12 protein-coding genes are annotated in these 11,408 nt (G+C 42.8%); 6 read left to right on the forward strand and 6 right to left on the reverse strand.

Going from position 1 to position 11,408, the window contains the following annotated elements; all coding sequences use genetic code 11:
- Positions 1-85: 85 nt before the first annotated feature.
- Together lpxH and OC193_RS05780 are read right to left on the reverse strand one after the other, a co-directional pair.
- Positions 86-820, reverse strand: a complete 735-nt coding sequence (gene lpxH / locus OC193_RS05775; protein WP_048664075.1) for a UDP-2,3-diacylglucosamine diphosphatase — start codon at positions 818-820, stop codon at positions 86-88.
- Between the two features lie 77 nt (positions 821-897).
- The gene (locus OC193_RS05780; RefSeq protein ID WP_017060275.1) at positions 898-1,392 is read right to left on the reverse strand and encodes a peptidylprolyl isomerase; all 495 of its coding nucleotides are present in this window, start codon (positions 1,390-1,392) and stop codon (positions 898-900) included.
- Positions 1,393-1,582: 190 nt separating this feature from the next.
- On the opposite strand from OC193_RS05780, the gene cysS reads away from it, so the two are divergent.
- Together cysS and OC193_RS05790 are read left to right on the forward strand one after the other, a co-directional pair.
- Positions 1,583-2,968, forward strand: a complete 1,386-nt coding sequence (gene cysS / locus OC193_RS05785) for a cysteine--tRNA ligase (RefSeq protein ID WP_048664074.1) — start codon at positions 1,583-1,585, stop codon at positions 2,966-2,968.
- Between the two features lie 96 nt (positions 2,969-3,064).
- On the forward strand, positions 3,065-3,643 hold the full coding sequence (locus OC193_RS05790; RefSeq protein ID WP_048658319.1) for a thymidine kinase: 579 nt from the start codon (positions 3,065-3,067) through the stop codon (positions 3,641-3,643).
- 126 nt (positions 3,644-3,769) lie between these two features.
- Here the strand turns inward: OC193_RS05790 and OC193_RS05795 are convergent, their stop codons facing one another.
- From OC193_RS05795 to OC193_RS05805, 3 genes are all read right to left on the reverse strand, one after another.
- Entirely contained in the window at positions 3,770-4,435 is a 666-nt protein-coding gene (locus OC193_RS05795) for a YdcF family protein (RefSeq protein ID WP_048658320.1), read from the reverse strand.
- Entirely contained in the window at positions 4,428-5,282 is an 855-nt protein-coding gene (locus OC193_RS05800) for an NAD(P)H-binding protein (RefSeq protein ID WP_048664073.1), read from the reverse strand. Before OC193_RS05800 ends, OC193_RS05795 begins: the two co-directional genes overlap by 8 nt.
- A 114-nt stretch (positions 5,283-5,396) precedes the next feature.
- Positions 5,397-5,627 (reverse strand): TIGR02647 family protein, encoded by a 231-nt coding sequence (locus OC193_RS05805; protein WP_017630468.1) that lies wholly within the window; start codon positions 5,625-5,627, stop codon positions 5,397-5,399.
- A 257-nt stretch (positions 5,628-5,884) separates the two neighbouring features.
- On the opposite strand from OC193_RS05805, the gene OC193_RS05810 reads away from it, so the two are divergent.
- Positions 5,885-7,192 (forward strand): ATPase, encoded by a 1,308-nt coding sequence (locus tag OC193_RS05810; RefSeq protein WP_048658322.1) that lies wholly within the window; start codon positions 5,885-5,887, stop codon positions 7,190-7,192.
- A gap of 362 nt (positions 7,193-7,554) precedes the next feature.
- A complete protein-coding gene (gene focA / locus OC193_RS05815; RefSeq protein WP_048658323.1) occupies positions 7,555-8,397 on the forward strand; it encodes a formate transporter FocA in 843 nt (280 codons plus the stop codon).
- Between the two features lie 354 nt (positions 8,398-8,751).
- On the opposite strand, the gene OC193_RS05820 is transcribed toward focA, so the two are convergent.
- Positions 8,752-9,546, reverse strand: coding sequence for an ABC transporter permease (locus tag OC193_RS05820; RefSeq protein ID WP_048664072.1), 795 nt, complete (start codon positions 9,544-9,546; stop codon positions 8,752-8,754).
- A 437-nt stretch (positions 9,547-9,983) separates the two neighbouring features.
- On the opposite strand from OC193_RS05820, the gene torE reads away from it, so the two are divergent.
- Together torE and torC are read left to right on the forward strand one after the other, a co-directional pair.
- The gene (gene torE, locus OC193_RS05825; RefSeq protein WP_008222628.1) at positions 9,984-10,166 is read left to right on the forward strand and encodes a trimethylamine N-oxide reductase system protein TorE; all 183 of its coding nucleotides are present in this window, start codon (positions 9,984-9,986) and stop codon (positions 10,164-10,166) included.
- A 50-nt stretch (positions 10,167-10,216) separates the two neighbouring features.
- Positions 10,217-11,398, forward strand: a complete 1,182-nt coding sequence (gene torC, locus OC193_RS05830; protein WP_004734592.1) for a pentaheme c-type cytochrome TorC — start codon at positions 10,217-10,219, stop codon at positions 11,396-11,398.
- Positions 11,399-11,408 lie beyond the last annotated feature (10 nt).

An 11,408-nucleotide genomic window follows, 5' to 3' on the forward strand; every position in this document is an offset into this window, starting at 1 on the left:
ATAGCTAATTCAGTAGAAATTACCATACACTTTCTAAGAAAGTCTGACCGACAATAATAATCAAACTGAAAGTTTAAGAGTGACGTTAAAAGCTATTGCTAAACGCTCGATTCTGTAGTTCAAAACTTTGCGGCGTGAACACCAGCACGGAACCTTGCGTATACCAATCGCCAAGTACGATACGGGTTTTAGTGCAATTGTTGGCACTAAATGTATGGATGTCTGGACGATGAGTATGGCCGTGGATCATCAGATCAACGTTGTTTCGTTCCATCACATCTTCGACCTCTTGTTGTGTCACATCCATGATGTCGAGAGACTTAGTCTGCTTGTCATCTTTGATATCGGATTGAACCTTCGAGACGATCTTCTTCTTGATAAAAAATGGAATTCTGTTGAAGACCCATTGAAGCCATGGTTGATGTACTTTTTCTCTGAAAGCGAGATACTTTACATCTTCGGTGCATAGAGTATCACCATGTAATACAACCGCTTTTTGGCCATAAATATCGATAGTCGATACTTCGTCTAGCAGTTTCACGCCCGTTTGCTTGGCAAATTTTTTGCCGACAAGGAAATCACGGTTACCTTGAGTGAAGTAGCAAGGTACGCCTGTTTTTACCAAATCAATAAATGCTTGGCGGATAGAAGTCGCGAACTCACTTTTGTCGTCGTCACCAATCCAGAATTCGAAAAGGTCACCCAATACGTAGAGTGCATCTGCTTCTACCGCTTCTTTCTTCATGAAGGTTAGGAAGCAGTCGGTGATATCTTGTCGTGACGGAGCAAGGTGCAGATCTGATATAAAATATGTTTTCATAGGTCTAAAAAAAGGGAGCGATTCGCTCCCTATATCCTGATTTTATCGGCTCATCAATACTAACCGAAAGCGATGAATTAAGCTTCGATTGTAGTACCAGTGATGATCACTTCTTCTAGAGGTACATCTTGGTGCATACCCATAGAACCAGTGCTAACACCTTTGATCTTGTTTACGATGTCCATGCCTTCAACAACTTCTGCGAATACACAGTAGCCCCAACCGTCTAGGCTTTCGCTACGGAAGTTTAGGAAAGAGTTGTCGTTAACGTTGATGAAGAACTGAGAGCTCGCTGAATGCGGTTCCATAGTACGAGCCATTGCTAGCGTACCAACTTTGTTCGCTAGACCGTTGTTTGCTTCGTTCTTGATAGTTGCACGAGTTGCCTTTTCTTTAAGGCCAGAAGTCATGCCGCCGCCTTGAATCATGAAACCATCGATAACACGGTGGAATAGTGTGTTGTCGTAGAAACCGTCACGGCAATACTGTAGGAAGTTTGCGCTTGTTTCTGGTGCTTTTTCTTCGTTTAGTTGAACTTTGATGTCACCAAAATTTGTGTGAAGGATGATCATGATTGTTACCTTACTGTCTTTTTAATATGAAGTTCGAATTCTAGCGCATGTTGGCGGACTTTCAAATCATCAAATCATTCACTTAACTCAGATGTTTGAGGTAATTCCTGCTTTTGGGGATTACCTATTAAGGTATGACTTGTTATACTGCGAGCTTATTTTTGATTAATACACAAAATAGATAGAGATCATGCTGAAGATATATAACACGCTCACAAGACAGAAAGAGGAATTCAAACCAATTACAGCTGGCAAAGTCGGCATGTATGTCTGTGGGGTAACCATATACGATCTCTGTCACATTGGTCATGGTCGTACGTTCGTTTCTTTCGACGTAGTAACTCGTTACCTTCGTTACCTTGGTTACGATTTGAACTTCGTTCGTAACATCACAGATATTGATGACAAAATCATCAAGCGCGCTAACGAAAACGGCGAGTCTTGTGACTCTCTGACTGAGCGTCTAATCGGCGAAATGCACGCTGATTTCGATGCGTTGAACATGAAGCGTCCAGACGTTGAACCTCGTGCAACGGATTTCATCACTGAAATCATCGAACTTGTTGAAAAGCTGATTGAACGCGGCTACGCATATGTTGCAAGTAACGGCGACGTAATGTTCGAAGTTAAGAAGTTCGAAGAATACGGTAAGCTTTCTAAGCAAGACCTTGATCAGCTTCAAGCTGGCGCTCGTGTTGACATAGACTCTGCAAAACGTAGTCCGCTAGATTTCGTGGTTTGGAAGATGTCTAAGCCAGGTGAACCAACATGGGAATCACCATGGGGTCCAGGTCGTCCAGGTTGGCACATTGAATGTTCAGCAATGAACTCGTCTATTCTAGGTAATCACTTCGATATCCACGGTGGCGGCTCAGATCTACAATTCCCACACCACGAGAATGAAATCGCGCAATCTTGCTGTGCACATGGTACTGACTATGTAAACACATGGATGCACAGTGGCATGGTGATGGTAGACAGAGAAAAAATGTCTAAGTCACTAGGTAACTTCTTCACTATCCGTGATGTGCTAGCACACTACGATGCTGAAACAGTGCGTTACTTCCTAATGTCTGGTCACTACCGTAGCCAACTGAACTACAGTGAAGACAACCTAAACCAAGCTCGCGCATCGCTAGAGCGTCTATACACGTCACTTCGTGGCCTAGACCTTACTGCGGCTCCTGCTGGTGGCGAAGAGTACGTAACTCGCTTCTCTACTGCGATGAACGATGATTTCAACACGCCTGAAGCTTACTCAGTGCTGTTTGAAATGGCGCGTGAAATCAACCGTATCAAGCCTGAGAGCATTGAAAAAGCAAGCGGACTTGGTGCATTGATGCGTGAACTAGCAGACATCATCGGTATTCTTCACCAAGAACCAGAAGCCTTCCTACAAGGTGATGCGGCTGGTAACGATGACGAAGTGGCTGAAATCGAAGCGTTGATCAAACTGCGTAACGATTCTCGTGCTTCAAAGGATTGGGCAAATGCCGACCTGGCACGTGATAAGCTAAACGAGTTGGGTATTGTTCTGGAAGATGGCCCAGAAGGTACGACCTGGCGTCGTAAGTAAATCTTATAAAAAGGGCTGATTTTCAGCCCTTTTTTCTAGCAAAAATTCTCTAATTTCACCTTTTCATATTCAATTTTATTTAACAGGAATATTTCTGTGGCTCAGATGTATTTTTACTACTCGGCAATGAATGCGGGTAAATCAACAACGCTTCTTCAATCGTCATTCAACTACCAAGAACGCGGTATGACGCCAGTGATCTTCACGGCTGCATTGGATGATCGCTATGGTATCGGTAAAGTAAGCTCAAGAATTGGTCTGCAATCTGAAGCTCAACTTTTTAAAAATGACACTAACATGTTTGATGCGATCAAAAAGCTGAACGACGAAGAGAAGCGTCACTGTGTGTTGATCGATGAGTGTCAATTCTTGTCGAAAGAGCAGGTGTATCAGCTTACAGAAGTAGTGGATAAACTTCATATTCCTGTGCTGTGTTATGGCTTACGCACTGACTTCTTGGGCGAGCTGTTTGAAGGTAGCCGTTACTTACTGTCTTGGGCGGACAAGCTGGTGGAGCTGAAAACCATCTGTCATTGTGGCCGTAAAGCGAACATGGTTATTCGTACCGATGAGCACGGGGTCGCGATCGCTGAAGGTGATCAAGTGGCAATTGGTGGCAATGACAAATACGTTTCTGTTTGCCGTCTGCACTACAAAGAAGCATTAGGTAAATAAGCAAATCTCTTTGCTGTTGTTATTAACAGGAAAGAATGAAAAAACGGTGACCAAGTGTCACCGTTTTTGTTTGCTGAACTTATGTTTTTACTTTATGCCAAGCCTAGCTTTTACTTTATTGGAGACTTATTCGAATCCGAGCTTCTTCAATGCTTGATAGGCGTGGTCAACGTCATCGGGGATGGGCATCTCAACCTGAAAGCCTTTCTCTGGGTAGGATTTGATTCGTTCGTAATCAGCAATCAATGCACCTAACACCATGTCTAACGGCAACTCTTCATTAAAGTAATCATCCCAATTTTGCCAACGTGATGTCACGGTTATCTCGGACGTTTCGTCAGGCCACTGTTTACTAAAGGTCGCGTAAGTTCGTTTTTCCATAAAGGGCTTCTGAACTAAGGTTAGCCTCTTCGGTGATAACCCTTGCTCTTTCAGTAACTCATGAGTGAAGCGGACATTTTCCCCAGTGTTTGTCGCGTGTTTCTCTATGATAATGTCAGAGTCAGGCACACCACAATCTCGTGCGATAGAAGCGAATGTTTCAGCTTCTGAGCGCTCAAAGCTTCCTTCGGTAAAGCGTCCCACACCACCAGAAAAAACAATGTAAGGCGCGATCTGTTGGTGATAAAGCTCGGCTGCATATTCAGCGACGCGAGTATCATTGCTGCACAATACAAAGATGCAGTCTGAAGGCGTAACCGTGTGACCCATCGACATAAAGTTCCAAAGGGTGTCGACTGAGCGGTGCAGTTTTGTGTTGGGATATTTGTTAGCTATAGATTGTTCAGTCATGAAGTGCATCCAATGTGGATTCGAATTTAAATGAATAACCTAAATCGAGAATCTTCTTCGAAGAGATTAATTTATCTGGGGTATCAACAACAGCGGGTAGAGGCTCACTGCTGTTAGCGCTTTTCAGTGCTGCGGCATAAAACTCCGCCTTACTGACCGTATTTGGCGTCGTCACGTTAACCACTTCGTTGTGCAGCTGATTGATAGCGAAATCGACAGCGCCAATCGCGTCATCAAGGTGCAGCATGTTGGCTGGAGCTTGTGTGCTGACTTGTTTTAACTTGCTTGCGAAGCGTGATGGGTGACGGCTTGGGCCTATTAGGCCACTAAAACGAAGAATGGTGTAGTCGATACCGGAATCAATCACTGACTGTTCAGCTTGCAGCATGATTCGTGCGTTATCGGAAAATAAAGACGCGTGCTCGTTATCTGAGGTCGAAAGAGGGAGTGATGCATCCAGCTCGTTCAACACACCTGGCTTGGTTGGGTATACCGTAGTTGAACTGACCATAATGAGCTTTTTAATGTTGGCCTTTTGACATGCATTGGTGAGTTGCTGCCAGTAGTCGGCATACTCTTGTCCTGCTCCTTTTCTAAAGCCAGGAGGGAAGCTGCCAATCACAATTTCAGTGTTGTTTTCGAGTAACAGTGAATAGAGTCGCCCGATAGTCTGTTCTGGCTTTGATGAGTCAAAACTAAACACTTCACATGGGATTCGTTCGTTACCAATGGCCTCCGCTCCCGCTTGGGTCGTTTTCGTGACCATCACTCGGTTACCATGTTTTTCTAGATGTTTGGATAAAGGTGCACCGACCCATCCTGCACCGACAATAAATATAGAAGCCATCTGTACCTCACAACGACAAGCTATGGATTTACAATAAGCCTAACAAACCTTGGCCCAAAAATGAAAAAACTCCACGGCCGAAGCGAGTGGAGTTTTTACTAGAACAATGGAGCTTTATTTAAGTACGCGAAGTAGCTTATCTGCGCGCTCTGCCATCTCGATACCTTCATCTGTTAAATAACCGCCGTCTGGCTGAGTACAAAGGTTTTTTTCGAATAGGCGCTTAACAGCGTCTTGAGTTTCTTGAGCAGCCTCTTGATGAACTTTAATTCCAGTAGCAGCGCTACTTACATCAAATTGAAGAAGGAGGTTTAAATCAGCAATATGTTCAGCGTTGTACTTCATAATTAACCTATATATTCATAACGTTCTCTACCTTCACCTTAGTGCGCATTCACGGCTCAGGCAATAGCAAATAAGGAGAATTGATAAGTGATACCAAATTGATTGATTAATCATCGAGTGATGGGTTTATTTTGGTTATATTGGGTGATTTGCACCCACTTGAATCATCAATGATGTTTATTGCTAAGTGGTTGTAATATATTGTGACTAGAAATAATTTGCATTGAGCGAATATTGTATAAAAAGGATATGCATAAGTGAGAGCGAACAAAGTAGCATTAACGATCAGTATGCTATTTGCTATCTCAGGTTGTCAAAGCACACCCTCAGAGCAGACAGACGCGAACCAAACCACAAACAACAATAATGAATCTACAATAGAGGTCCGTTCATTTCAGTCTGTCCAAAGCGTTTACTCCGAATGGGAAGTTAAGCTTGAAGACCATGCTCAATTGTCTCTCTATGCTCCAGAGAATTACAATGAACTATTAGACGCATGGGATGATGCTGAAAGCATTTATGCGGACTTACTGAAAGACGAAACTCGGATAACCAAGAGCTACTCCATTTTTTCGAGCCTGACTTACGCTGAAGCCTTTGATGAAAAAATAGCGTTGATCAAATCAAATTATGACTCGATCTTAGTGTTAAAGAAGAAGGCTGACCGAGTACTCGCTGATTCGATTGTCCAAATGGATTACCTGAAGTTTCTTGGCGCAGATACCATGTTTACCTCGAGCTACAAACGTTTGTATTCAGAATACAGCGAGTTGTTCGAATATGTGCTGGTCGATGAGCTTGAAGACGCTCAAGAAGCGCAGGTGGAATTTCTTAACAATGCTCGCTTACTAGAAGTTAAAGTGGCGCATAAGAAATACATCGAACCTTTGAAGAACGAATTAGAGTTCTTGGAAGATGAAGATTTTGATGATGTTGCTCCGCTGACCTTTGCTAAGGCAGCATCTCAAATTGCGTTGGCCGAAAGCCAAGTGAAAGCCAGCCCTCGTGAAAAGTCGATCATTGAAGATGCGGTTCACGCTGCAGAGTTTGAATTGAACCACGTGCGCAGTGTCGCTCATGAAGTCAAAGTGTTGGCGAGTGTAAAAGGCGACAAGTTCGAACAGTCGGTTTTGAATGCAGAGAACCAACTACTGAGTATTTCACAAATCGTCAATGATGAAGATTACCGTGATGTTGGGTTACGTCAGCAATCTCAAAAGATTGTAGCGAGTATTAAAGCGTTAAAAAGCTCCGACATGACAGGGCTATTAAAGTCAGAGATTGAAACTTTGACTGAGCAATTGGCTAATCTGGAGTCTGAAAACCAGAAGCAAGCACAGCAATTGTCTGAAGCAACCAAGCATAGTGAGTTGCTCGGTGAGCAGATTACGAAGAGTGATGCTCATATAAAAAGCTTGGAAGAGTTGGTGGATAGCTTGAAAAGCTTAGGTGGTAAGGTCGCTAATGAAAGCGATTCCGACCTTACACCGACTAATGTTGAATCTAACCTCGAAGATGCGGCGTTAGAAAAATCATCAGAAGAAGTGATTGAACCTTCGGTTTAGCATCACTAATGTCTTTATTTGTGACTGACTTAAAAGCGCCTCTAGGCGCTTTTTTACGTTCTGTTGATCTATGTCAAAATCTGAAAAGAAAAGCTCTCAAAACACGGATATAGTGTACACCATTCTTATGGTTTTAACGTAACTTGTTGATATTTATAGATGTGTTGTTTTTATCGTTGGTAGGTTTTCATTCATCAGAGTTTTCTTTTTACTACTAAAGTCGTAAGAAATTTCAATATCATTGAAGGTTTGGCGTTTTCTTAGTTGTTGAAGGAAATTCGAGCTTAAAATAGCTCTTGAATTCAGAAATGAAAGAGAGGATTATCGCGCTCCCGACGACATGTTTCAAAATGTAAATCATCATGAATCTAAACCAATTTGACTCATTATTACCGCCACAAATGGCTGAGCGCGCTGCAGATATTGGCGTAGGTAAAGCAACTAAAGATCCAATCAAATCTTTTCTCCTAGCGATTTCAGCTGGCATCCATATCGGTATTGCGTTTGTGTTCTACACCATCGTAACAACCGGTGCTGGTGATTTGCCTTGGGGTATTACTCGCCTATTAGGTGGCCTTGCATTTAGCTTGGGCTTAATTCTCGTTGTTGTTACCGGTGGTGAGTTATTTACCAGTTCGGTGCTTACTCTGGTTGCTCGCGCAAGTGGCAAAATTACTTGGCGCACGCTCGTCAAGAACTGGGCTACGGTTTATGTAGGTAACTTGATTGGCGCATTGTTGCTGGTGGCATGTATGCTTCTGACCAAACAGTACATGTTTGACCATGGCCAGGTTGGTTTAAATGCAATGGCGATTTCCCAACACAAGATGCACCATGATTTTATCCAAGCTATCGCGCTTGGTATAATGTGTAATGTATTGGTTTGTATCGCGGTATGGATGACGTTTAGTGGACGTACACTTACCGACAAAATCGCGGTAATGATTTTACCTGTTGCGATGTTCGTATCAGCTGGTTTCGAGCACTGTATTGCGAATATGTTCCAAGTCCCTTTAGCTATCGGCATTAAAACATTTGCTCCTGCTGAATTCTGGACAATGACAGGCGCTAACCCAGCGGACTATGTTGATCTGAACATGGTGGACTTTTTGATGAACAACTTGCTGCCCGTTACTATCGGTAACATCATTGGCGGTGGTATCTTTGTCGGCATGTGGTATTGGTTGATCTACCTGCGTGACTAATAAAGGTGGCTCTATCAACAAAAGTGGCGTACTTAACTCAGTTGACGAGATGCGCTAAAGCTCAGTGGAAACACTGAACTGACTTATGACATTTACAAGACGGTCTGCATTGCAGGCCGTTTTTTATTTGTGGAAAACCTACTTCTTCACCCCTCTAATGATCATCTGAACACTCAACAGCGCTGCTCACCATATGTGTATATGTCTTTGAAAACACCGAAGGATCAACGGTAATGATCTTTTCTCGGGTGAAAGTGGACAAAAAAGGATCTATCTTGATTTGGTTATCCACAATTTCTGTGGATAACCTGTCTCAAATTCAGTGAGTAACCAGATCTAAAGGGAGTGGGGAGGTTATTTTGAAGGTTGTATTTGAGCGAGGACTCGACCTTCTTTGGTCAGGGAAGTCTTCAATGAGAGGTGAAGCGCAAGCGCCAAAGAGCAACTCATCATCACGAAAATCGCCAGCATGATCATCAGTTGATACTTAATCGCGATCATCGGTGACGCCCCCCCAAGAATTTGTCCTGTCATCATTCCTGGCAGCGTTACTAAGCCTGTGGTTGCCATAGAGGCCATGATAGGGGACATCGCTTTCTGTATTGCATTGCGTACAAACGGTGCTGCAGCGTAGGAGGGAGACGCGCCTAACGCGATTGCTGCTTCATATTCTGATTTCTGTGTTTCAAAAGCACCAAACAGGTTCTGCAATGCCACTATATTACTGCTTAAGCTATTACCCAATAACATTCCTGCGATCGGGATAAGGTACTGCGCGTTAAAAAGCGGTGTCGGTTTAATGATGAAAAAGCAGATAAACAAGACGATGGGTACACAGGTTACGGCAAGGCTTACGGCAACAGGCGCTAATAATAGCTGTCTCGGTAGCCTAGACTTCTCAACAATCGAGCTCGCACCGACAATTATCATGGCAAATAACCACAACAAATTGACCCACAAACTATTCAAAGTAAATAAATATTCTAGGTAAAGACCCACAAGAAACAGCTGAATAACCATGCGAATGATGCTAATAGAGGCTTCTTTTCCAAGGCCGAGTTTCAGCTTGTGGTTGATGGCAATGGGCAGAAAGAGAAGTGAACCGAAGAGCAACAACTGCCACCAAGATATATCAATAACGTCTTGCATAGAGCTTCCTTTTAAGTAGGTCCCCATCATATCTGAAAGTGCCAAATGATGCATTTCAGCTTCAAACCCGTCGATTCAAAAAGTGCTCAATTATTTAACAACCAAAGTACAAAATATTGGTTGTTTAAGGCATTTTTAGCTACTACTTAGTAGGTAAAACGTTAAAATTGGTTACAATAAGGTTGCGTGAGTGTTGGAATTTAACATTTGTGAAATATACTTAATTCTTCACATTTGTTAATACTTTTTAATAACTTTGTTTAACTAAAAACAACTTTGGATGAGCTCAAAAAAGTATTGATTAGCAAGGGTTATAACAGGAGATTTGATTGAACCCTACTTTGAGTATGGTCTAAAATTTGTTGTTAGATACTTAAGAACTTTAGCCCCATAGAATGGGTTACTCGAAATTACTAAATACAAAATAGGCAAAATGTATGAGTGATGTTAATAAAATTGAAACTGGCGAAAAACGCTCGTTGGAGTGGAAGTCTTTCCTCTTCATCGCGGTGGTTCTCTTTCCAATATTAAGTGTGGCTTTTGTAGGCGGCTACGGCTTCCTAGTTTGGGCACTGCAAGTGTTTGTATTCGGACCTCCAGGTGCTCACGGCGGCATGTAATGCCCTCTAGTAACAACATTTTTTAAAATCAATATTTAAGAGAGCTAAACATGAAATCATTTTTAGTTAAATTATGGCGCACAATGACTCGCCCTGCGGTACACATCAGTCTTGGTGTACTAACTATGGGTGGCTTTATCGCCGGTGTTATTTTCTGGGGCGGTTTTAACACAGCTCTAGAGCACACAAATACAGAAGAATTCTGTGTAAGCTGTCACACCATGCGTGACAACGTATACGTAGAACTACAAGAAACGGTTCACTGGAAAAACACTTCTGGTGTACGCGCGACTTGTCCTGACTGTCACGTTCCACATGAATGGACAGCAAAAATCGCTCGTAAGATGCAAGCATCTAAAGAAGTATTCGCTCAAGTATTTGGTGACCTAGATACACCTGAGAAATTCGAAGCTCGTCGTATCGAATTGGCTAAACATGAATGGGATCGTTTCTCTTCGAACAAATCTCTAGAGTGTAAAAACTGCCACAACTACGATTCAATGGATTTCGAAAACATGCGCCCAACAGCGCGTATCCAGATGAAAAACGCGGCAGAGCGTGATCAAAGCTGTGTTGACTGCCACAAAGGTATTGCTCACAACCTTCCATTAGATATGGCATCAGCAAGCGGTATTGTTGGCGAGCTAGAAAATGTAGCAAGCAGCACATCTTACGCAAATGGTTCAGACGTAATCTCTATTCGTCACCTACCAATGTATACGGATGAGACAGCAACAGTTGAAGCGGGTCTATTAAGCCCTGCAAGTAAAGTTGCAGTGATCGACGAAAAAGGCGACATGATTAAGATTCAAATCGACGGTTGGCGTAAAGCGAAAGGCTTCGGACGTGTAATCCAAGAAGACTTCGGTATGAACATCTCGACTGCAATCTTGACGAAAGAAGTATCTCAAAGTGACGTAATCACTGTTGGTGAGAAGAAAGAAGATGAGCTAACTGGTCTTCCTTGGGAAGAAGTTAACCTAGCACTTTGGATGAAGAAAGAGTCTATGGTTGATAACTTCGATCCAATCTGGAACGCAGCGGGTCAAGCGTACCAATCTAACTGTTCAACGTGTCACTCACAGCCAGATGAAGCTCACTTCAGCGCTAACGGTTGGGTAGGCATGCTAGATGGTATGATTGCGTTCGTTAACTTCGATACAGATACAGAAGCACTTGTTCTTAAGTATCTACAGAAGCACTCATCAGATTTTTCTGAAGGCCATCACTAATAAGACGTCA

Origin of the sequence: Vibrio crassostreae (assembly GCF_024347415.1) — a bacterium.
GTDB lineage: Bacteria > Pseudomonadota > Gammaproteobacteria > Enterobacterales > Vibrionaceae > Vibrio > Vibrio crassostreae.